General features: G+C 67.7%; 23 protein-coding genes. 11 read left to right on the top strand and 12 right to left on the bottom strand.

What is annotated here, in order from left to right; all coding sequences use genetic code 11:
- Together E2F46_RS12920 and E2F46_RS12915 are read left to right on the top strand one after the other, a co-directional pair.
- Positions 1-446: cytochrome c oxidase assembly protein (locus E2F46_RS12920; protein WP_133322698.1), on the top strand; the 446-nt coding region annotated here is incomplete at its 5' end.
- A gap of 34 nt (positions 447-480) precedes the next feature.
- On the top strand, positions 481-1,362 hold the full coding sequence (locus E2F46_RS12915; RefSeq protein WP_133322696.1) for a cytochrome c oxidase subunit 3: 882 nt from the start codon (positions 481-483) through the stop codon (positions 1,360-1,362).
- Positions 1,363-1,482: 120 nt separating this feature from the next.
- On the opposite strand, the gene E2F46_RS12910 is transcribed toward E2F46_RS12915, so the two are convergent.
- Positions 1,483-1,713, bottom strand: coding sequence for a twin transmembrane helix small protein (locus E2F46_RS12910; protein WP_133322694.1), 231 nt, complete (start codon positions 1,711-1,713; stop codon positions 1,483-1,485).
- A 110-nt stretch (positions 1,714-1,823) separates the two neighbouring features.
- Here E2F46_RS12910 and E2F46_RS12905 point away from each other — a divergent pair, with 110 nt between their 5' ends.
- Genes E2F46_RS12905 through cyoE form a run of 4 tightly spaced genes read left to right on the top strand, consistent with a single transcriptional unit; the run spans position 1,824 to position 5,176 of the window.
- Positions 1,824-2,501, top strand: coding sequence for an SURF1 family protein (locus tag E2F46_RS12905; RefSeq protein WP_133322713.1), 678 nt, complete (start codon positions 1,824-1,826; stop codon positions 2,499-2,501).
- Positions 2,498-3,067, top strand: a complete 570-nt coding sequence (locus tag E2F46_RS12900; protein WP_133322692.1) for a hypothetical protein — start codon at positions 2,498-2,500, stop codon at positions 3,065-3,067. Before E2F46_RS12905 ends, E2F46_RS12900 begins: the two co-directional genes overlap by 4 nt.
- Positions 3,064-4,242: a COX15/CtaA family protein gene (locus tag E2F46_RS12895; RefSeq protein WP_133322690.1), complete on the top strand. Its 1,179-nt coding sequence runs from the start codon at positions 3,064-3,066 to the stop codon at positions 4,240-4,242. Before E2F46_RS12900 ends, E2F46_RS12895 begins: the two co-directional genes overlap by 4 nt.
- Positions 4,243-4,249: 7 nt before the next feature.
- On the top strand, positions 4,250-5,176 hold the full coding sequence (gene cyoE, locus E2F46_RS12890; RefSeq protein ID WP_133322688.1) for a heme o synthase: 927 nt from the start codon (positions 4,250-4,252) through the stop codon (positions 5,174-5,176).
- 102 nt (positions 5,177-5,278) lie between these two features.
- Here the strand turns inward: cyoE and E2F46_RS12885 are convergent, their stop codons facing one another.
- The 11 genes from E2F46_RS12885 to rpsU form a co-directional block, all read right to left on the bottom strand.
- On the bottom strand, positions 5,279-6,562 hold the full coding sequence (locus tag E2F46_RS12885; protein WP_165967466.1) for a hypothetical protein: 1,284 nt from the start codon (positions 6,560-6,562) through the stop codon (positions 5,279-5,281).
- 326 nt (positions 6,563-6,888) lie between these two features.
- Positions 6,889-8,877, bottom strand: coding sequence for a S9 family peptidase (locus E2F46_RS12880; protein ID WP_133322684.1), 1,989 nt, complete (start codon positions 8,875-8,877; stop codon positions 6,889-6,891).
- 202 nt (positions 8,878-9,079) lie between these two features.
- Positions 9,080-10,807: a DNA primase gene (gene dnaG, locus E2F46_RS12875; protein WP_133322682.1), complete on the bottom strand. Its 1,728-nt coding sequence runs from the start codon at positions 10,805-10,807 to the stop codon at positions 9,080-9,082.
- 109 nt (positions 10,808-10,916) lie between these two features.
- Positions 10,917-11,798 (bottom strand): YihY/virulence factor BrkB family protein, encoded by an 882-nt coding sequence (locus E2F46_RS12870; protein WP_133322680.1) that lies wholly within the window; start codon positions 11,796-11,798, stop codon positions 10,917-10,919.
- A gap of 83 nt (positions 11,799-11,881) precedes the next feature.
- The gene (locus E2F46_RS12865) at positions 11,882-13,039 is read right to left on the bottom strand and encodes a serine hydrolase (RefSeq protein ID WP_133322678.1); all 1,158 of its coding nucleotides are present in this window, start codon (positions 13,037-13,039) and stop codon (positions 11,882-11,884) included.
- Positions 13,036-14,181, bottom strand: a complete 1,146-nt coding sequence (locus tag E2F46_RS12860) for a serine hydrolase (RefSeq protein WP_243720420.1) — start codon at positions 14,179-14,181, stop codon at positions 13,036-13,038. Before E2F46_RS12860 ends, E2F46_RS12865 begins: the two co-directional genes overlap by 4 nt.
- A 44-nt stretch (positions 14,182-14,225) precedes the next feature.
- Positions 14,226-15,362, bottom strand: a complete 1,137-nt coding sequence (locus tag E2F46_RS12855; protein WP_133322676.1) for an acyltransferase family protein — start codon at positions 15,360-15,362, stop codon at positions 14,226-14,228.
- Between the two features lie 72 nt (positions 15,363-15,434).
- Positions 15,435-15,929: a GNAT family N-acetyltransferase gene (locus tag E2F46_RS12850; protein ID WP_133322674.1), complete on the bottom strand. Its 495-nt coding sequence runs from the start codon at positions 15,927-15,929 to the stop codon at positions 15,435-15,437.
- 78 nt (positions 15,930-16,007) lie between these two features.
- A complete protein-coding gene (locus E2F46_RS17865) occupies positions 16,008-16,094 on the bottom strand; it encodes an SEC-C metal-binding domain-containing protein (RefSeq protein ID WP_425599835.1) in 87 nt (28 codons plus the stop codon).
- A gap of 171 nt (positions 16,095-16,265) precedes the next feature.
- Complete coding sequence (locus tag E2F46_RS12840; protein WP_133322672.1) at positions 16,266-16,712, bottom strand: GatB/YqeY domain-containing protein; 447 nt, start codon at positions 16,710-16,712, stop codon at positions 16,266-16,268.
- Between the two features lie 105 nt (positions 16,713-16,817).
- Positions 16,818-17,033 (bottom strand): 30S ribosomal protein S21, encoded by a 216-nt coding sequence (gene rpsU, locus E2F46_RS12835; RefSeq protein ID WP_036170822.1) that lies wholly within the window; start codon positions 17,031-17,033, stop codon positions 16,818-16,820.
- A 101-nt stretch (positions 17,034-17,134) separates the two neighbouring features.
- On the opposite strand from rpsU, the gene tsaD reads away from it, so the two are divergent.
- The 5 genes from tsaD to E2F46_RS12810 all read left to right on the top strand — a co-directional run bounded on the left by tsaD (position 17,135) and on the right by E2F46_RS12810 (position 21,577).
- Positions 17,135-18,169: a tRNA (adenosine(37)-N6)-threonylcarbamoyltransferase complex transferase subunit TsaD gene (tsaD, locus tag E2F46_RS12830; RefSeq protein ID WP_133322670.1), complete on the top strand. Its 1,035-nt coding sequence runs from the start codon at positions 17,135-17,137 to the stop codon at positions 18,167-18,169.
- Between the two features lie 133 nt (positions 18,170-18,302).
- Positions 18,303-18,665 carry a dihydroneopterin aldolase gene (folB, locus tag E2F46_RS12825; RefSeq protein WP_133322668.1) on the top strand — a complete coding sequence of 121 codons (363 nt, stop codon included), beginning with the start codon at positions 18,303-18,305 and terminating at the stop codon, positions 18,663-18,665.
- Entirely contained in the window at positions 18,665-19,942 is a 1,278-nt protein-coding gene (locus tag E2F46_RS12820; protein ID WP_243720419.1) for a mechanosensitive ion channel family protein, read from the top strand. The genes folB and E2F46_RS12820 overlap by 1 nt, the downstream gene beginning before the upstream one ends.
- Entirely contained in the window at positions 19,939-20,430 is a 492-nt protein-coding gene (folK, locus tag E2F46_RS12815; protein WP_133322663.1) for a 2-amino-4-hydroxy-6-hydroxymethyldihydropteridine diphosphokinase, read from the top strand. The genes E2F46_RS12820 and folK overlap by 4 nt, the downstream gene beginning before the upstream one ends.
- Positions 20,431-20,740: 310 nt before the next feature.
- Entirely contained in the window at positions 20,741-21,577 is an 837-nt protein-coding gene (locus E2F46_RS12810) for a DUF6159 family protein (protein ID WP_133322661.1), read from the top strand.
- Positions 21,578-21,626 lie beyond the last annotated feature (49 nt).

Here is a 21,626-nt window from a genome sequence, read left to right as displayed (position 1 = left end):
CCGCCGCCAGCGCGCCGAGCGGCACCGCGGCGCCGCAGGAGGACCGCTGGGTGACGGTGGAGTTCGACGGCACCGTCAACTCGCGCCTGCCGTGGTCGTTCCGCCCGAATGAAACGCGGATGCGGGTGCGCGTCGGCGAGGTCTACGAGGCGACGTACTACGCGCACAACGACGGCAGCGCGCCCATCGTCGGCAGCGCCACGCCTTCGGTGGCGCCGGCGCGCGCGTCGGGCTACTTCCAGAAGACCGAATGCTTCTGCTTCACCGCGCAGACCCTGCAGGCCGGCGAAACCCGCGACATGCCGGTGCGCTTCATCGTCGACCCGGCGCTGCCGGACGGCGTCAACACCATCACGCTGTCGTATACCTTCTTCAGGAACGACGTGCTGACCGATCGCGCACAGGCCTCCGTGGCCGGCGTCGCGCCGTCGCACGCCGCGCCCTGACCTTCCACGCACACCGCAACCCGGACCGACGCACATGGCACAGGCCCACGCCACCCCCGACCCGAACGTCTACTTCGTGCCCCACCAGAGCAAGTGGCCGGTGTACGCCTCGGTCGCGCTGTTCGTGGCCATGCTGGGCCTCGCCAGCTGGATGAACGAGATCTCGTGGGGCATGCCGGCGTTCTACATCGGCCTCGCCGGCCTCGCCGCCATCCTGTTCAAGTGGTTCGCCGACGTGATCCTCGAGTCGATCTCCGGCTACTACAACAAGCAGGTCGACGTGTCGTTCCGCATGGGGATGGTGTGGTTCATCTTCTCGGAAGTGATGTTCTTCGCCGCGTTCTTCGGCGCGCTGTTCTACACGCGCCAGTTCGCGCTGCCGTGGCTGGGCGGCGAGGGCAGCGGCATGATGACCAACGTCGTGCTGTGGGAAAACTTCAGCGCCGGCTGGCCGAGCACCGGCCCGGCCGAAATCGGCGGTGCCTTCCAGACCATCCCGGCGTGGGGCCTGCCCCTCATCAATACCCTGATCCTGCTGACCTCGGGCGTCACGCTGACCATCGCGCACCATGCGCTGAAGGCCGGCCACCGCCGCCAGGTGCTGTTCTGGCTGGGCACCACCATCGCGCTGGGCGTCACCTTCGCCTTCGTGCAGGGCTACGAGTACATCCACGCCTACCAGGACCTCAACCTGACGCTGGGCTCCGGCATCTACGGTTCGACGTTCTTCATGCTGACCGGCTTCCACGGCGCGCACGTGCTGCTGGGCACCATCATGCTGATCGTGATGTGGCTGCGCGTGGCGCGTGGCCACTTCGACGCCGAGAACCATTTCGCGTTCGAAGCCGCCGCGTGGTACTGGCACTTCGTGGACGTGGTGTGGCTGGGCCTGTTCCTGTTCGTCTACGTGCTCTGACGGCGACGCGCACGGACGGAGTCCTTGATCGGCCACGCCGGCGCCATGCCAGAACTCCGTGGGAAAGCGCCAGCAGTGGCGCTTTTCCGTTTTTCCGGCGGCCCGCGATGCGAGGCCGGGTTATTGCCCCGGGTTGCGTCCCACGCCGTGGAACTCGATCCAGCCCAGGTAATTGGCCAGCAGCACCAGCAGGATCAGCGCGACGGACAGCGCGATGCGCTTGGTCAGCGCATTCACGGTGCGCTTGGTCTGGCCCTTGTCGACCAGCATGTAATACAGGCCGCTCCCCAGGTTCCACAGGATCAACAGCAGGAATCCGACGATGATCAGTGTCTTCAGCGAATCGTTCATCGCGGGCTCCGGGGCGGCGACGTGGGCGTGAACGCATTATCGCAGGCGGCAGGCACGTGGGCGTGAGGCGCGGCACCGTCGTCGTGGGCTGGGCGGTCGCGGTGCTGGCGATGCTGGCATTCGCATCGCTGGGCCGCTGGCAACTGGGCCGGATGCACGAGAAGCAGGCGATGCTCGACGCGGTGCAGGCGGTCCTGGGCGCGCGCGACGCGCGACCGCTGTCGGCCGCCGCCGGCCCGGCCCAGGGTTACGACTGGGTGGCGGGCGAGGGCGTGTTCGCCGAGCCGCTGATCCTGCTGGACAACCAGCAGCGCGATGGCCGTGCCGGCGTGCGCGCCTTCCGGGTATTCGACCCGCAGGACGGCGTGCAGCCGGGCGTGCAGGCGCCGCCGCTGCTGGTCGAGCTCGGCTGGCTGCCGCTGCCGGGCGACCGCACCCTGCCGCAACTGCCGCGTCCCGAAGGCACGCATGCCATCGCCGGCCTGCTGGTGCCGCCGCCGTCGCAGGGGCTGGGCCGCGCGGTGCTGGCCGCGCAGGAAGACGGCACCCTGCTTGCCACCGGCCTCGACATCGACCGCCTGCGCGACATGCTCGGCCTGCCGTCGCTGGCGCCGCGCCTGCTCAAGCTCGATCCCGCGCTGCCGCTGGGCCATGCCCGCGACCTCGACATCCTGCCCAACACGCTGCCGCCCGAGAAACACCTCGGCTATGCCGTGCAGTGGTTCGGACTGGCGCTGGCGGTGCTGGTGACCGCGCTGGTCCTCACCTTCCGGAAGCGACGCCCATGAACGCCCCTCTCTCCGCCAAGCAACGCAACCGCAACCGCGCGCTGCTGGTCGGCATCGTGGTGATCTTCCTCGGCAGCGCGCTGGTGGCCGGCCTGCTGCGTTTCTCGGGCTGGCGCCCGTCGGCCATGAAGAACCATGGCGAACTGCTGCAACCGCCGGGCGACCTGCGCGAAGTGCAGCCTGCGCTGATCGATGGCGGCACCTACGCCTGGAACCCGGCCGAACGCGACTGGCGCATCCTGGTCGCACCGCCCGCCGATTGCGGCGAGCCGTGCGTGGCGCTGTCGCGCGACCTCGACATCGTCTGGCAGCTGTTCGGCCATCGCGCGGACAAGGTGCACACGCTGTGGTTGGGCACGCCGCCCGACGGCGCGGTGCGCAACCCGTCGTGGCGGGTGCTGGCGGACACGCCCGCCCTGCGCGCCGGACTGCCGCGCGCCGACGATCCCGCCGGCGTGCCGGTGTACGTGGTCGATCCCAACGGCTTCGTGATCCTGCGCTACGCTCCCGGCTTCGATCCCGCGCACCTGCGCGAAGACGTGAACCGCCTGCTGAAACTCAAGTGATGACGTTCTCCCGACCCAACCTGTACCGGCACTTCCACCGCATCGCCTGGCTGGCGGTGGCGCTGACGCTGTGCGTGATCGTGTTCGGCGCCTTCGTGCGCCTGTCCGACGCGGGGCTCAGCTGCCCCGACTGGCCGACCTGCTATGGACGCGCGGCATGGCCGACCACCGAGGCCGGCGTGCGGCGCGCGGACGCGCTGGACGTGCGACCGCTGGAAGTCCACAAGGCCTGGCGAGAACAGGTGCATCGCCACCTCGCCGCCGGACTCGGCGTGCTGGTGCTGGGGCTGGCGCTGATGGCGGTGCGCAAGCGACGCCACGGCATCGCGCAGGTGCTGGGCGCGTCGGCGCTGGTGGCGCTGGCGATCCCGCTGTACATGTACGGCCACATTCCCGCGGCGCTGGTGTTCGCGGGGCTGGGCGAGGCGATCCTGCTGTTCGCGGCATTGCGCTGGTCCAACATCGACCTGGCGCGTGCCGCGGTGCTGACGCTGGCGGTGGTGATCTTCCAGGCGCTGCTGGGCAAGTGGACGGTCACCATGCTGCTCAAGCCGGTGATCGTGATGGGCCACCTGATGGGCGGCATGCTGACCTTCTCGTTGCTGGTGTGGATGGCGTGGCGCGCGACCCACCTGCCGATCGTGCTGGCCGATGCCACGTCGTTGCGCCGCTGGGTGGTGGCCGCGCTGGCGGTGCTGGGCGTGCAGATCGCACTGGGCGGCTGGGTCAGCGCCAACTACGCGGCGTTGGCGTGTGGCGCCGGTGGCTGGACCACGGCCGAGCCGCACTGGATCGACTTCCCCAAGTGCGTCGGCCAGTGGTGGCCGCAGGGCGACTGGCGCGAAGGCTTCGTGCTGTGGCGTGGCGTGGGCACCGACTACGAAGGCGGGGTGCTGGATGGCGCGGCGCGCATCGCCATCCAGATGGCGCACCGGCTGTTTGCGATCGTCGCCACCGGCGTGCTGCTGGCGCTGTCGTGGCGCCTGCTGCGCACGCCGGGCCTGCGTACCTGGGCGGTGCTGCTGGCGTTGCTGACCGTCGCGCAGGTCACCCTGGGCGTGCTCAACGTGAAGCTGTCGCTGCCGCTGCCGGTGGCCGTGTTGCACAACGGTGGCGCTGCGTTGCTGCTGTTCGTGCTGGTCACGCTGCTGGCGCGCCTGCGCCAGCCGGACTGACGCGGCCATGTCGTTCGCCCGCGATTTCCCGCAGTACTGGACGTTGACCAAGCCGCGCGTGGTCGCGCTGATCGTGTTCACCGCGCTGGTGGGCATGTTCCTCGCGGTGCCGGGCCTGCCGCCGCTGCGGCAGACCGTGTTCGGCCTGCTCGGCATCTGGCTGGCGGCGGCCTCCGCGGCCGCGATCAACCACCTGATCGACCAGCGCATCGACAAGGTGATGGCGCGCACCATGGACCGCCCGCTCGCCACCGGCGCGCTGAAGCCTGCGCAGGTGCTGGCGTTCGCGGTGTTCCTGGGCGTGCTGTCGATGGCGATCCTGATCGCGCTGGTCAATCCGCTGACCGCGGCGCTGACGTTCGCTTCGCTGATCGGCTACGCGGTCATCTACACCGGCTGGCTCAAGCGCGCCACGCCGCAGAACATCGTGATCGGCGGCATCGCCGGCGCCGCGCCGCCGCTGCTGGGCTGGGCCGCGGTGACCAACATGGCCGGCCCCTGGGACTGGGCGCACGCACTGCTGCTGGTGCTGATCATCTTCGTCTGGACGCCGCCGCACTTCTGGGCGCTGGCCATCTTCCGCCGCGACGACTACGCCCGCGCGCTGGTGCCGATGCTGCCGGTGACGCACGGCGTGCAGTACACGCGCTGGCAGATCCTGTTCTACACGGTGCTGCTGTGCGTGGTGACGCTGCTGCCGGTGATCGTGGGCATGAGCGGGCTGTTCTACCTCGGCGGCGCCGTGGTGTTGGGGCTGGTGTTCCTGTGGTACGCGTGGCGGCTGCTGGACCCGCCGGACGAATTCTTCGCGATGCGGGTGTTCAACTACTCCGTGGTGTACCTGATGGCGCTGTTCGCGTTCCTGCTGGTGGACCACTGGCTGATGCCGTGGCTGCAGCCGGGGGCCGTGATGGAGTTCGTGCCGGTGACGTGATTGCTTGGGGCCGCTTTCGGCCAGAAGCAGACGTTGGATCAACCCCTGAATTAAGCAGCGCCGCGAAGGGCGTCGGCTTGAGTGAATTGTTATGTATCTGGTCTACGTAGCTGATCCATAAATTACCCTTTCCGCAAAGAATCGTACGAGCGGAAGGAACTCCGCGATCAGGTCTTCTGTTTCGGACAATGGAATATGGCAGTCTTCACGCTTGTATCGGTCGCTCGAATGAACGATGGCGTTGCGGATGTGTTTTAGCGTCTTGGCTGAGTTAGCAAGGGCATGATCCTTCATTGGACTAATCTGCACGTCTTCACCAAACACACGTCGCCTTTTCGAGTAGATCTTCTCTCCAACGCTTGTTTCGAACTCGCTAATGAAATCGATAAGGTCTTGCTCTTGGACGTACCTATCCAAGACGCTTCTCAGCATTTCTGTCTCGTCACTTCTTGAGTCTTGGCCGCGAACAAGCGAAATGACCCTATCCAATGAGTTTCTGTCTGTTCTAAGTGTTGGGGAATTGAGAATGGATGAGAGCCTATGATGCAGCTTTGTTTCCGCAACTTTGAGAAAGTAGAACTCTAGAACGTGGTAGTAGGCGAGGAAGCTCTGGCTGGGAAATGGCGAAGCCTTTGCTACCTTGTAGAAGCTAACAACGTCCTCTTCATAGCGCGCTCGCGGGATGACATTGTCGCCAGTTGCAGTGTCTCCGTTTATCGACTTGATTCGCCTGTTCCTCGGCTTCCAGATGGCGTAACAGTCATGTTGTTCAGTTGCAATCTTGAACAAGCTGCTCCGAATGGCGTGTAGTGCAGTGTCTCTGAACTGTGCCGGGGTCTTACGGCCCTTATGGGTGTATGTGGCGGTGATTGGTGACCAAAGGAACCAGTCAGGCTTACGGGTGGACAGGCTTGACTCTAAGATTCGTTTCCTCACTCTCGCGTCGAAGTATCTCGTGTACTCAGGCGAGTCAAAGAAAGCCAGAGAGAATGCGGAGGAGCACGGACCAATTTTCACGGTGTTCCCGCGGCTATCCGACAGTGTGTACAGCTCGGTCTGAAAAGATGTAAGCGGCGATAGGCGCGTTATGTGAACCTCAAAGGAGTTGTTATGGAGCAACTCTCTTTGCTCAACATCAAAGTTGATGCTTCTGGCCTTCTTATACGAAGAGAAAGCTGTTTCCAAATCAGAATCACTTTTTATCGTCAGCGCGCGTAGCTCAGGTCTCTCAACCGTGATCTCTTCGCCATCGATCTTACTCGTGATTCCAAGAGAAGTTAGCTTTGTCTGTAAGGCTGCGATGAAAGTCATAAGAGAAAAAACGCCTAGTTGCCCCCTGGTCAGGGGTTTGGCAAGGAACATATGGCTTCTAGTGAGTAGCGTCAATTAGGAAGTTCCTGGACGCAAACAGGGCTTTGGCCAGCGTGTCGAATGCTAATGCAAATGGTAAAGACGTCTACTTGGCGGCGGTGTTGGATGTAAGTCACGAACTGAGACGATATCTGCCGTAAGAGTCGTCTCAACAGGGCTGCGCTGTGCTTGGGCCCAACGTCCGCTTAGGGTCGAATCCGGACATCCAGCATCGCGATATTTCCCATCCACGGCGTCATTGAAGGGTCATCAGCGGGTTCGCAAAGCAAAGCGGCGGTGGTACAGGTAAGAAAAAGCCCGCTTGCGCGGGCTTCTTCTTCATGAGGGGCGAGCGGTCAGGTTCACTCGCTGCCATCCAGCAAATGCCGCTGCCAGAACAGCACGCTGGCCGCACCGAAGTAATCGCTGTTGGTCTTCTTGCGGAAGCCGTGGCCTTCGTCGTCGAACATCAGGAACCACACCGGCTGGCCGTTGGCGCGCACGGCGGTCACGATCTGCTCGGCTTCGGTGTACGGCACGCGCGGATCGTTCCTGCCATGCGCGACGAACAGCGGCGCGTTGATGCGATGGGCGTTGCGCAGCGGCGAGATCGCTTCGAACACCTTGCGCATCTCCGGGTCGCGCTCGTCGCCGTACTCGGCGCGGCGCAGGTCGCGGCGGTAGCTTTCGGTGTTGGTGAGGAAGGTGATGAAGTCGGAGATGCCGACCACGTTGATGCCGGCGCGGATGCGGTCGCTGTAGTGCATCAGCGAGGCCAGCACCATGTAGCCGCCGTAGCTGCCGCCTACCACGCCGATGCGCTCGGCATCGAGTTCCGGCTGGGTGGCGATCCAGTCGAGCAGCGCGCCGATGTCCTTCACCGAGTCCTCGCGCAGCTCGGCGTTGTCCAGCGCCAGGTAGGTCTTGCCGTAGCCGGACGAGCCGCGCACGTTGGGCACCAGCATCGCCACGCCCAGTTCGTTGACCAGGAACTGCGTGCTGGGGTTGAACGATGGGCGCGACTGCGCCTCGGGGCCGCCGTGGATGTTGATGATGACCGGCAGCTTCTGGCCGGCGGGCACGTTGGCGGGACGGTAGTAGAACGCGGGGATGGTGCGCGCCGCGCCGTCCACCTCGTCGAACGTGGGGTAGCGCACCAGGGTCGGCGCGACGAAATTCGCCGTGTCCAGTCCACCCACTTCGCTACGCGTCCAGCGTTCCAGCGAACGACCAGCCAGGTCGATCACGTACACGTCGCTGGGCGAGGTGGCGGTGTTGAGCGTCAGCGCCAGGCGCTTGCCGTCGTGCGAGAAATCGCCGCCGCCGACCAGGCCGACCGGCAACTCCGGCAGTTGCACCGGGCGATGGTTGGGCAGCGACAGCACGTGCACCTTGCCGATGCCGTCCTCGTTGGTCATGTACGCCAGGTGCTTGCCGTCTCGCGCGAGGGTGAAGCCTTCCACGTCCCACGGGATGTGCGCCGACAGGATCTCCGGCGCGCCGCGGCGCGGGTCGTGGAAGCGCAGGCTGAGGAACTCGCTGGGCTGGCCATCGACCGGCTCGTCGGAGATGTAGTACACGCCATTGCCATCGGGCGCGTAGGCGAAGCCGCCGAAGGCCGCGGTGCCGCCGTCGATGGGGAACATGCGCAGCGTGCCGGTGGCCACGTCCACCTCGCCCGGATACGACTCGCTGATCGAGACGTACTTCATCACCAGCAGCTTGCTGCCGTCGGGCGAGAAATCCAGCGGCGTCCACGAGCCGCCTTCGGTCAGCAGCAGGCGGTTCTGGCCCGACGCCGTGTCGCGTACCCAGACGTCGCGGTCGGTGCCGTTGCGCGCGGTGCTGGAGAACGCCATCAGCGAGCCGTCGCGGTTGAGCACGGTGCCGCCGTTCTGGCTGCGCTGGCCGTCGCTGAGCAGGGTGCTTTCGCGGGTCTGCGCGTCGAACCAGTACAGCTGCGAGAACTCGTCGCCCCCGGTGTCCTTGGCGAACACGAAGCCTTCGCGCGCCGCGCCCGGCGGCGACGCGACCACGCCGGCGACGGGCTCGGGATAGAAGGTGAGCTGTTCGCGCATGCCCATCGGCTGGCAGACGCGATGCACCTGGTTGGTTTCGGCGAAGCGGGTGCCGACCAGCAGGCAGCCGTCCTTCGTCCAGCCGCTGACGCCAGCGCCGCGGGTGTTCTGGTAGCGGTTGAGGCGTTCGACCAGGTCGGCCGGGATGTCCGGCACGTGTTCGGTGACGCGATTGCCGATGTGCTGGCGTTCGACCGTGGCGGTCTGCGCGGCGGCGGGCAGCGCACAGGAGAGGGCAAGCGCGAGGGCGGGCAGGGCGGTGTGCAGGCGCATGGGTGTTCCCCGGAGGACGAACACCTAGCCTAGAACAATTTTGGCGAAATCGTGGACGCCTGTTCCTTCCCGGGGGCTTGCGAAGAGTGGTTTGGATCGCCGGGTGCGCGCGAGCAGATCGTTGAAGCGACAACTGCCGCGGGTATGCCGCGCCCTCACCCCAGCCCTCTCCCGCAGGCGGCAGAGGGGGTTGTTGCGAGGATCAGTGCCCCGACAGGCGCGAGTGCAGCAGTTCGCGCAACTCCGCCTTCTCGGTATCGTCCAGCGACGCCATGCGGCCTTGCAGTTCGGCCAGCCGCTGTTGCAGTGCCTGCTGGTTGAGCTGGTCGATGGCGCCCTGCAGGTCCGCGCGCCAGCCGTCGGGATCGCCGGGCACCGAATGCCCCGCCAGCTTCTGCAACGCGGCGCCTTCCTCGCGGTCGCCGAAATGCTCGATCAGTGCGCCGGTGGTGATGTCCGGCCGCGCGTGCACCAGTGCGATCACGTCGACCAGCAGCGGGATGCCGGGTTGGCGCAGGGCGACGAAGCGATACGGCGGCTGCAGGTCCAGCGCCAGCGAGGGTTGCTGCAGCAGCAGCGAGATCGCCGCGCGCACCAGGCTGCGCTTGGGTGCGGGCGTGGCCGGGGCGTTGCGCGCGCGCTGCGCAGGCACATGCGTACCCGGTGACGCGCTGCGCGCGCCCACGCCGGTGAGTTCGGTGAGGCGTTGGCGCATCAGGTCGCCGAAGGCGCCGTCGGGGATCTGCGCCAGCAGCGGCTTGGCGCGCTCGGCCAGCCGCGCCTTGCCGTCGAGCGTGGACAGGGTGATGCCGTCGGACAGCGTGTCGAAGAAGAACTTCGACAAGGGCGTGGCATCGCGCAGGCGTGCATCGAAGCCTTCCGCGCCTTCCTGGCGGACGATGGTGTCCGGGTCTTCGCCGTCCGGGAGGAACAGGAAGAACGCCTGGCGGCCGTCGCGCATCCGCGGCAGCACCGATTCCACCGCCTTCCACGCAGCGTTGCGCCCGGCACGGTCGCCGTCGAAGCAGAAGTACACGTCGGGCGCGTTGCGGAACAGCAGTTCGGCGTGGTCGGGCGTGGTGGCGGTGCCCAGCGTGGCGACCGCCTGGCTCACGCCGTGCTCGAACAGCGCGACGACATCCATGTAGCCTTCCACCACGATCAGGCGTTCGATCTTCTGGTTGGCCTGGCGTACCTGCCACAGGCCGTACAGCTCGCGGCCCTTGTGGAACAGCGGGGTCTCGGGCGAGTTGAGGTATTTCGGGCCGTCATCCTTGTCGAGCACGCGACCGCCGAAGGCGATGGTACGACCACGGCGGTCGTGGATCGGGAACATCACCCGGTCGCGGAACTTGTCGTACACGTGGCCGCGGTCGTTCTTCGAGAACATGCCGCCGCGCTCGAGCAGGCGCATGCGGCGCTCGTCGGTGCCAAGTGCGTCCTTGAGTGCGGAGAACCCGTCGGGTGCGTAGCCGATGCCGAACTGCGTGCGCACCGCCTCGCCCACGCCGCGGTTGTCGAGATAGGCGCGCGCCTTGTCGCTTCCGGCCAGCTGGCGCTGGAAGAACGTCGACGCCGCTTCCATCGCGCCGTACAGGTCCTTCGTTTCGGGATTGGCATTGCGCTGCTGGGTGTCGCGCGGCACTTCCATGCCGACGCGCTTGGCCAGCTCGTCCACGGCATCGAGGAATTCCAGCCGCTCGTAGTTCATCAGGAAGCTGATCGCGGTGCCGTGCGCGCCACAGCCGAAGCAGTGGTAGAACTGCTTGGTCGGCGAGACCGTGAACGACGCCGAGCGCTCGTCGTGGAACGGGCAGCGCGATGCGTATTCCTTGCCCTGTCGCTTCAGCGGCACGCGGGCGTTGATCACCTCGACGATATCGGTCCGCGCCAGCAAGTCGTCGATGAAGGCGTCGGGGATGCGCGCCATGTCAGCCTGCCCCACCCGTCCCGCCCGTTTCGGCGGCAGCACGCGACGCGCCGTTCGGCGTGGGGGCAGGGCGATCGGGGTGCTGGGCGAGGGTGCGGGCCATGGCCCGCTAGGATGCCACGTGGGGCGGGTCCTGCACCGGCCCGCGGGCCAGGAAGCGTTCGTCGATGACGGCGGTGACCAGTGCCCCGAGGAAGAACACCAGTGCCGCGTAGTACAGCCACATCAGCATGATCACCAGCGTACCGAAGGCGCCGTAGGCGCTGCCGGGCGCGGCTTCGGTCAGGTACAGCCCGATCAGCCATCGCCCCAGCAGGAACAGCGCGGTGGTGATCGCCCCGCCCAGCCAGGCGCGGCTCCAGCCGACCCGGCGGTCGGGCAGGTAGTGGTACATCAGCGCGAAGGCGATGATGTAGATCGCGATCGACACCGCGTCGCCCGCCACGCTGACAAGGAGCGGGACCTCCGCCAGCAGCAGTTCCACGCCGGCCGACAGCAGGGTGGACACGATGATCAGGAACCCCAGGGCAAGCACGACGCCAAAGGAAAACACGCGCTTGCGCAGCCAGGCCAACACGCCACCAAGTTGCTCGGCATCGGTACGGAAGATCAGGTTCAACGTGCCCTGCAGGCGGGCGAACACCGTGGTCGCGCCGATGAACAGCAGCAAGGTGCCCCAGAGCCCGGCCAGCGAACCCACGTCGGGCTGGGCGGTGGCATTGCGCAGCACGGTCCCGGCCACGGCGGCGGCCTCGGCCCCGGCGAGCTCGGTGATCTGTTCCAGCAGCGCCTCCTGCGCATCGGGATACAGGGATGCCGCCAGCCACAGCACCAGCACCAGCAGCGGTGCCAGCGAGACCAGCGCGAAGAACGTCAGCGACGCGGCATGTGTCAGCAGGTCGATCTCGACGAAGCGCCGGGCGATCTCGGCGGGCGGGCTGCGCTCGACGCGCGCAAGCAGGGGCTGGAAGCGTTCGGGGATGCGCGACATGGGGGCATGATGCCGGATCGACAGTGGGGAGGACGTGGCTGCCGGAAGCGAAGGCGTTGCCATCGCTTCCGCTGCGTCGGCGATCAGTCCGTGGCCGCCGCTACGCTATTCCCTGCCGCGGCGCTTGCGTCGAGCTTGCCCAACGCCTGTCCCAGCGACTGGAACGCCTGCTCGGCCTGCGCCAGTTCACCGAAGTCTTCCGCACAGGCGACCACCACGGTTGCGCCCTCGCGTCCCTTGCCGGCATCGAGGATGCCGACGTTGCACGCGCGTTCCAGCTGGGTGCCGGTCTTCTGTGCGAAGTCGGTGCCGGCAGGCAGGCCTGCGGAGATGCGGCGGCCGCCGGTGGTGATGGCGCGCATGTGCGACAGCAGGATGTCGTTGCTTTCGGGCGAGAGCAGTTCGCCCGCGGCGACGCGTTCCAGCATCCGCGCGAACGCAGGCAGCGTGGCGGCATTGGTGCCGCTATCGTAGTAATCGTCGAACGCGGCCTTCAGCGATTCGGTGCGCAGTTCGCTGCGCTCCACGCCCAGTGCACGCGCCAGCGCCTGCAGCCGCGGTTCGCCGGCCCCGGCGTTGCGCAGCGCCACGATCTCCATGTTGTCCAGGTCGGCCACGCCCGGATGCAGCGGTCCGTACACGTCGTAGCGCACCTGCTGGATGGTGGTGATCGGTCCGAAGCCGCTGCCCACCCAGTCGCGGATGCGTGCGTCGAGGTGGCCTTCGCCCAGCGTGCGGATCAGCATGTCGGTCGCGGTGCTGTCGCTGTCGCGCAGCGATTTCTCCAACAGGGCGGCGATGCTGAAGCGCTCGCCGGCCTTGTGCTGCAGCATGTCGCCGGCGCCATCGACGAAATCGCTGCGCTGCAGCTCGACCTGTTCGTCCAGCGACAGCCGGCCGGCATCCACCTCTTCCAGGATGGCGATGGCCACCGGCACCTTCACCGTCGACGACAGGTACCACGGCCGGTCGTCGCCGCGGTCGAGCAGGCCGGCCTGTTCGCCGAAGCGCGCGACCACCACGCCGAAGTCGCCGGGCATGGCGTCGTCGATGGCGTCGACCTCGTCGGCCAGCGGCGCAATCCACGCCGCGTCCGCGTCGCGCGCTTCCGCCTGTTGTTCCACCGGTCCCTGCGGTTCGCCGCGGCAGCCCGCCAGCAGGGCGAGTGCGAGCAGCGGTGCAAACCGCAGCGGTACGTGGAGGGAAGTGCGAGCGCTGCGGGAATCGGGTATCGGGTTCATCGCATGGGATCGGGCGGGGACACGGTGGGCCGGGAAGGCGCCTCCATGAATACCCCGGACGCAGTGACGGCCGCGCCAACGTCGCGCAACGCGCGTTCGCCTGCCGCCGTCGCGGTACCGCGTGCGCACGCGGCGATGACCACGCGCGCCGGCGGACGGCCGGGCGCAAGCGCCGGCACCGTGGCGATGCCGAGGTCGCAGGTGCGGCGATGCTGCGTGCCGGTCTTGTGCTCGAAGCGCGTGCCCGCGGGCAATCCCGCGCGGATGCGGCGGCTGCCGGTCTGCACGCGTGACATCACGTCGAGCAGGTAGGTGGTGCCTTCCGCCCCGAGCGCGCGGCCTTCCGACAAGGCGGCGAGCATGCGCCCGAACTCCACCAGCGACGCGCTGTTGGCGTGCGTGGCGTAGTAGGCCTCGAACGCGCTGTCGAGATCCGGGCGCAGCAGGTCGGCGGGCGTGATCGCCAGCAGCTGCACCAGCCGGCGCACGCGCGCCTGCCCCGCGCCCGCACGCTGCAGCGCGAACAGGTCCTGCGAACGCAGGCCCGATGCGGACGGATGCAGCTGGCCGTAGGCCAGCCGGCGCACGTCGGCCAGGGTGGTGATGTGCATGCCGTCGACGCGACCGAGCTCGGCCGCCACGCGATTGACCTGCTCGATGCCGACGGTGCGGATCAGCACGTCGCTGGCGGTGTTGTCGCTGTGCACGATCATCTGCTCGAGCAGCCACGACACCCGCAGCCGGGTACCGGCGCGATAGGCATTGGTGCCGCCGGCGCCATCGACGAAATCCGATTCGCGCAACGTGACCCGCGTGTCCAGCGCGAGTTCGCCGCGCTCGATGGCGCGCATGACCGCGATGGCGATCGGCACCTTGACGCCGGAGGCGAGGTACCACGGCTCTTCGGCGCGGTACGAAAAGGATTCGTCCCGTCCCAGGTGGCGCACGTACACGCCGATGTCGCCTGCGTACGCGGCATCCACCGCTTCCAGCCGGCGCTCCAGTTCCAGCGTCCACGCCGGCACGCGCAGCGGACGCTCCGGTGCTGCCTGCATCCGCGCATGCAGGGGAAGCGCCGCCGCGAACAGGGTCGCGGCCGCGATCGTCGTGGTGGCCAGCAGTCGAGCGATGCCGTGCTTCATCGCCGCGGGAGTCTGGCGTGAAGGCATTGCACCCGCACTGAACATCAGTCGTCGGCGGGTTTCGTCGTTGGCGCGCGTGCAGGTTTGCGCAGCGCGCGCATGCCCAGCGACCAGAGCCAGATCCACAGCGCGGTCGCCAGCACCAGGCCCAACGACAGCCACAGCGCATGCGTGTACGACACCGCCTGGTAGTAGCCCCAGGTGTTGCGGAACAGGATGAAGATCACGCTGATGTGGATGATGAAGGCCATCAGCGCATCGCTGCCGACCACCGCGATCGGGCGCAGCAGCGTCGCCAGCAGGTTGCCACCCGCGATGCACAGCGCCAGCAGGCCCAGCGCGCCGCCCACGCTGAACAGCGAGAACGACAACCCGGGTGGATGCTTGCCGTCGTTGCGGCCGATCGCGACCAGTGTCTCCTGCAGCTGCCCCCCCGCACGCGAGGCGAACCACGCCAGCAGCAGCGCCGAGGCCAGCGCGATGCCGCCCGCCAGCAGCAGGCGGCGTCGCGGGTCCTGGTGCCAGCGCAGCAGCAGGCCGCCGACCAGCAGGCCGATCAGCACCAGCGGCAGGCGCGACAGCTGCCCCCAGGTGTAGTACTCCGGATGCTCGACGAAGATCGCCTGCAGCTGCGGGATGCCCCCGAACTCGTAATGGTTGAGCAGCCACCACGACAGCGCGATGACCGGCCACGGACTGAGCCAGCGCACCCACGCCGGCGCCTTCGCCCAAAGCGGCAGCAGCCACGGGATCCACAGCAAGGCGATGGCGTAGAAACCGAGGATCTCGACGAACGACGGGAAGTCGCGGTACAGCAACGTATCGACGATCTCGTCGCGGCTGCGGTCCCACAACTCCACGACGGTCAGCGCCTTGTACCAGAACAGCACCACCAGTCCGCGCCACAGCAGGCGGTTGCGACGCGCCGGCCAGTCGGGCGAAGACGTCTTCGGCACGAAGGCCACCGCCAGCGCCACGCCGAACACGATGAAGAACAGCGATGACGAGAACTTGGTGATCGCATGCACCGGCACCTGTCCCCAGTCGGGGAAGTCGCTGTAGGGCATCAGTCCGTTGGTGCCGTGTGCGACGATCATCAGGCAGACGGCGAAACCGCGTGCGAGATCGATGGCGTCGATGCGCTGTCGTGGCGCCGGGGGCGCAACGGTGTCGGCCGTCATCGGCAGGTCGTCCGCAGGAAGGGAGCTGCATTGCAGCAGTGCCGTCGTGACGGCAGGGTCAGTATGCGGCGATCAGGCCGCCGCGTCGGCCAGCCGCTGCAGCGCTTCGCCGGACACGCGCTGCACGGTCCATTCGTCCATGCCGACCGCGCCGAGGCTGCGATAGAAGCCGATCGCCGGGACGTTCCAGTCCAGTACCGACCACTCGAAGCGGCCGCAGCCGCGCTCCAGTGCCAGCCGCGCGAGGTGCACCATCAATGCGCGGCCGATGCCGCGGCCCCGGTATGCAGGCAGTACGAACAGGTCCTCGAGGTACAGGCCGGGCCTGGCGAGGAAGGTCGAGTAGTTGTGGAAGAACAGCGCGAAGCCGGCGGCGTGGCCGTCGGCTTCGGCGATCACCACTTCCGCGCCCGGACGCGTGCCGAACAGGGTGTCGGCAAGGCCGTCCTCGTCGGCTTCCACCTCGTGCGCGAGCTTTTCATAGTCGGCCAGGCCGCGGATCAGCGCGAGGATCGTGGGCACGTCCGCGCGCGTGGCGGGCCGTAGCTGGATGCGGGTCTCTTCCATCCCGTGAGCATGCCATGCGCGCCCCGGCGGGGCGCGGCGATGGCTCAATCGCGGACGTAGTGGTGGCGCTGCGACCCGTCATGTCGCGCGGAGCGCAGGCAACAACGCCTTGAACCTCCGGGTCGAGCCGCAGGGGCAGGGATCGTTGCGGCCGAGCTTCTCCAGCAGTTCCTTGTCGCCGTGGACGACGCGGGCACCACGCTTGACCCGGGTTTCCGACGGGAATCCCTTGCGCCGCTTACGGGTGGTTTCGAAAGCAGGGGTCGAGGGGATGGAAACGCTTCATGACGCACCTCCTGTGTCGTGGCCCGGGTCGGGCGATGGAAGGCCGGCGGATCAGCCGGCCAGCTTCTGCTTCACCAGCTTCGACACCAAGCCCATGTCGGCCTGGCCGGCCAGCTTGGGCTTGAGCACGCCCATCAGCTTGCCGATGTCGGCCGGGCCGCTGGCGCCGGTCTGGGCCACGGCGTCGTCGATGGCGGCGGCGATCGCGGCTTCGTCCAGCTTCGCCGGCAGGTAAGTTTCGATCACGGCGATCTCGGCGCGCTCGATGGCGGCCAGGTCCTCGCGCGCGGCGGCCTCGTACTGGGTCACCGAGTCCTTGCGCTGCTTGACCATCTTTTCCAGCACGGCCAGCACGGCGGCATCGTCCAGCTCGACGCGTTCGTCGACTTCACGCTGCTTGATGGCGGCATTGACCAGGCGGATCACGCCCAGGCGCTCCTTTTCGCCGGCCTTCATGGCGGCCTTCATGTCATCGGTGAGTTGCTGTTTCAGGGACATGCGAATGCTCCGGCTGGGGCCTCGGACTCAGGCAGGATGGTCGGTCCAGAAATGCAAAAAGCCGGCGACGCTCGCGCGTGCCGGCTTTTCGCGAAGCGTCGCGGCTCAGTACAGGCGCTGGCGCTTGGTGACGTCGCGCGAGGTGCGGCGCGCCTGGCGCTTCACCGCGGCGGCGGCCTTGCGCTTGCGCTCCTGGGTCGGCTTCTCGTAGAACTCGCGCTTGCGGGTTTCGGCCAGCACGCCGGCCTTCTCGCAGGTGCGCTTGAAGCGACGGAGGGCAAACTCGAAGGGCTCGTTTTCGCGGACTTTGACGCTTGGCATAGGAATCTCTGGATCGTGTGGACCGGCACGGGGGCCGGGCGAGCCGCGTATCATAGCCGCTTGCCTTGTGCCCGCGCAACCGAGTCCCCAGCGTCCAGAGCATGAAAGTCCTCGGCATCGAATCGAGCTGCGACGAAACCGGCGTGGCCGTCTACGACACCGCCCTGCCCGGTGCCGCCGGCCTGCGCGCCCATGCCGTGTACAGCCAGATCGCCCTGCACGCCGAATATGGCGGCGTGGTGCCGGAGCTGGCCAGCCGCGACCATGTGCGCAAGCTGCTGCCGCTGGTGCGGCAGACGCTGGCCGAGGCGGGTCTCGGGATCGATGAGATCGAGGGCGTGGCGTACACCGCCGGGCCGGGGCTGGTGGGTGCCCTGCTGGTCGGCGCGGGGGTGGCGCGCTCGCTGGCCTGGGCGCTGGAGGTGCCGGCGGTGGGCGTGCACCACATGGAAGGCCACCTGCTGGCGCCGCTGATGGAAGACGACCCGCCCGAACCGCCGTTCGTGGCCCTGCTGGTCTCGGGCGGGCACACCCAGCTGATCGCGGTCGATGGCATCGGCCAATACCGGCTGCTGGGCGAGACCCTCGACGATGCCGCCGGCGAAGCCTTCGACAAGACCGCGAAGATGATGGGCCTGCCGTATCCGGGCGGGCCGCAGCTGGCCGCGCTGGCCGAGCAGGGCCGGCCGGGCGCGTTCAGGTTCGCGCGCCCGATGACCGACCGGCCGGGGCTGGACTTCAGCTTCAGCGGATTGAAGACCCAGGTGCTGCTGGCCTGGCGGAACAGCGACCAGTCGGACCAGACCCGTGCCGACATCGCCCGCGGCTTCGAGGATGCGGTGGTGGACACGCTGGCGATCAAGTGCGAACGCGCGCTGGATGCCGCGGGCTGCGACGTGATCGTGGTGTCCGGTGGCGTGGGTGCCAACAGGCGCCTGCGCGCGAAGCTGCAGGACATGGCGGCGCTGCGTGGCGGCCGCGCCTGCTTCCCGCGGCCGTCGCTGTGCACCGACAACGGCGCGATGATCGCCTTCGCCGGCGCGCTGCGCCTGCAGGCGGGGCAGCGTGACGAAGCCGCGGTGCACGTGACGCCGCGCTGGGACATGGCGACGCTGCCGGCGGTGCCCGCCCGGTAGGAGCGCGCTCGGGCGCGATGCCCGGCTTGCCGTCGCTTCCACCAACATCGCGCCCGATCAACATCGCGCCCAAGGGCGCTCCTACAATGGCGGCAGCATGGTCACGCGCGTTTGCGCAGACATGAGGACGGACGTGGACAAGGTTTTCATCGAGGGCCTCGAGATCGAGGCGCTGATCGGCATCTACGATTGGGAGCGGCGCATCCGCCAGGCGCTGGTGTTCGACCTCGAGATGGCGTTCGACAACCGCGTGCCCGCCGCCAGCGACGACATCGCCGACACGCTGGACTACAAGGCCGTGAGCAAGCGGTTGATCGAATACGTGGGCGCTTCTGACTTCGGCCTGGTCGAGACCCTGGCCGAGCGCTGCGCGGCCATCGTGCTGGATGAGTTCGACGTCGCGCACGTGCGCCTGAAACTCAGCAAGCCGGGCGCGGTGCGGGGCGCGAAGGCCGTGGGCGTGGTCGTGGAGCGGAGCCGGGTGGTGGCGGGATGATGGCCTGGATGGACTGGCTGCAGGCGCAACTGTCCCCCTACCCATGGGCGTGGACGGCGGCGGTGGCGGCGTTGCTGCTGCTGGCGGCGTGGCTGGCGAACTGGCTGACCAAGCACGTGCTGTTGCGCGGCATCCGCCGGCTGTTGCGCAAGACGGTGTACCGCGACGCCGAGCACGACAGCGACGTGCGCATGAGCGTGATCCCGCGGCTGGCCAACGTGGTGCCGGCGCTGGTGATCTATGCCGGCGCGGTGCTCATCCCGGACCTGCCGCCGCTGTTCGTGAGCGTGGTCCGCGGCCTGTGCCAGGCCTGGATCGTGCTGACCGTGGCGCTGTCCGTCGCGCGCGCGCTGGACGTTGTGAACCGCGAGTACGAGCGCAGGCCCAGGGCGATCGACAAGCCGATCAAGGGCTACCTGCAGGTGGCCAAGATCGTGGTCTTCGTGCTGGCGGGGATCTCGGTCTTCGCCACGCTGATCGGCGCGGAGTTCGTGCACGTGCTGACCGGCCTGGGCGCGATGACCGCGGTGACGATGCTGATTTTCCAGGACACGATCCTGTCGTTCGTGGCCAGCGTGCAGATCGGCAGCGATGGCCGCGTGCGCATGGGCGACTGGATCGAGATGCCCAGCCAGAACGCCGACGGCGACGTCATCGACATCGCGCTGCATACGGTGACCGTGCGCAACTGGGACCTGACCATCACCACCATCCCGACCAAGAAGCTGATCAGCGAGTCGTTCAAGAACTGGCGCGGCATGAGCGAGTCGGGCGGCCGCCGCATCAAGCGCGCGCTGCACATCGACCAGTCGTCGGTCCGCTTCCTGGAGAAGGACGAACGCGATGCCTTGCGCCGGGTCGCGCTGATCGACGAGTACCTCGACGCCAAGCGAGCCGAGCTGGAGTCATGGAACGCGAAGCTGGAGGCGGCGGGCAAGGACCCGGTGAACGCGCGGCGCGTCACCAACCTGGGCACGTTCCGCGCGTATGCGCTGGCCTACCTGCGCGCGCACCCGAAGGTGCGCAAGGACATGACGCTGCTGGTGCGGCAGATGGACCCGTCCGCCACCGGCATCCCGCTGGAGATCTACTGCTTCACCGCCACCACCGCCTGGGCCGAGTACGAAGGCATCCAGTCGGACATCTTCGACCACCTGCTGGCGATCCTGCCCGAGTTCGGCCTGCGCGTCTTCCAGTCCACCAGCGATGCGGCGTTCGCTGCCGCGCTGTCGGGGCGGGACGCGACCGCCCCAGCCGAAGCGGCTGCCGACGCATGAGCGTGGCCAGCCTCAGCCTGGGCAGCAACGTCGACCCGGTGCGCTACCTGCGCATCGCGGCGGCGGCATTGCGCGGACGCTTTGGCGACGCGAACGTCGCGGTGTCGCCGGCGTACCGCTTTCCCGCGGTGGGATTCGAGGGCCCGGATTTCATCAATGCCGCGGCCGTGGTGGAGACGGACATGACGCCGGAGGCGCTGAACGACTGGCTGCATGCGCTGGAAGATGCGAACGGCCGCGACCGCAGCGGGCCGCGTTACGGCGACCGCACGCTGGACATCGACATCGTGCTCTACGACGACCGGGTGATCGAGGGCACCGGCCATCTGCGCGTACCGCGCGGCGAACTGCGCCACGCGTTCGTGCTGAAGCCGCTGGCGGACATCGCGCCCGAAGCCTTGCACCCCGTCGAGGGCAGGACGCTGCGCGAACTGTGGGCGACACATAAGGAACACGGCGTGGCGTTCGAGGTGGTGGCGCTCTACTGAGCGTGCGGCGGCTCCGTTGGCCCCCACCCCGGCCCTCCCCCGCAGGCGGGGGAGGGGGCATTGCCGTTCCCTGCGGCCGCCTCCCGGAACGATCCGGCGTGCACGTTCCCGTCGCAACGCATCCCCCGCGCATCTAACCGTCGCAATGCGCCCAACGTGCTCCCTCCCCCGCCTGCGGGGGAGGGCCGGGGTGGGGGCCAGTCCGTCACGTGTCGGCCTGATCCACGTCAAGTCGATGACTTCCGTCAATTGCCGGCACGCCGGCGCGGCGGGAGGATATGCCTATCGTCGTTGCCAGGGGAGTCGTGCCATGTTCGAGAAGGTTTCGCGGAGTTGGGAACTGGTCAAGGCCAGCGCATCGGTGCTGCGCTCCGACAAGGAGCTGATGCTGTTCCCGCTGATCTCGGGATTGGCCACGCTGGTGGTGCTGGCCACGTTCCTGCTGCCGATGTTCGCGCTGCGGGTGTTCGCCGACGGCTTCGGCATCGGCGCGGCGGTGTTCGGCTTCCTGTTCTACTTCGTGCAGTACAGCGTGATCATCTTCTTCAACTGCGCACTGATCGGTGCGGCGATGATCCGGCTCGATGGCGGCGATCCGACGCTGGCCGACGGCTTCGCGGCCGCGAAGTCGCGCATCCCGGCAATCCTGGGCTATGCCGCGATCTCCGCCACGGTTGGCGTGCTGCTGCAGGCGCTGAAGAACAGCAAGAACAACTTCCTCGTGCGCCTGCTGGGCAGCGGGTTGGGCGTGGCCTGGACGCTGGCGACGTTCCTGGTGGTGCCGGTGCTGGTCAGCCGCGACATCGGCCCGGTCGACGCGCTGAAGGAAAGCGTGCGGCTGCTCAAGCGCACATGGGGCGAGAACGCGGTGGGGCAGGTGGGCATCGGCGCGGCCTTCGGGCTGATCACCTTCGGCGTGGTGATTGCCGGGGTGCTGCTGACCGTCCTTGCGGCGCAGGCGTCGTGGATGCTTGCGGTCGCGGTCGGCGTGCTGTTCGGGCTGGGCGTGCTGCTGCTGGGCATCTACCAGGCGGCGCTGAGCGGCATCTACTCCGCCGCGCTGTACCGCTACGCGGTGTCGCACGAGACGCCCGATGCGTTCCGCGGCACCGACCTCGCCCACGCCTTCGAGCCGAAGGCCTCGTAAGCGATCGCGCCGGCACCGGCCGGCGCTTCCGGTACCTGCGCATCGTCGC

This window comes from Luteimonas aestuarii, from assembly GCF_004357985.1.
Taxonomy (GTDB): domain Bacteria; phylum Pseudomonadota; class Gammaproteobacteria; order Xanthomonadales; family Xanthomonadaceae; genus Luteimonas; species Luteimonas aestuarii.
Note: the sequence above shows the minus strand (reverse complement) of the source record. Positions and strands in the feature narration are given on the sequence as shown.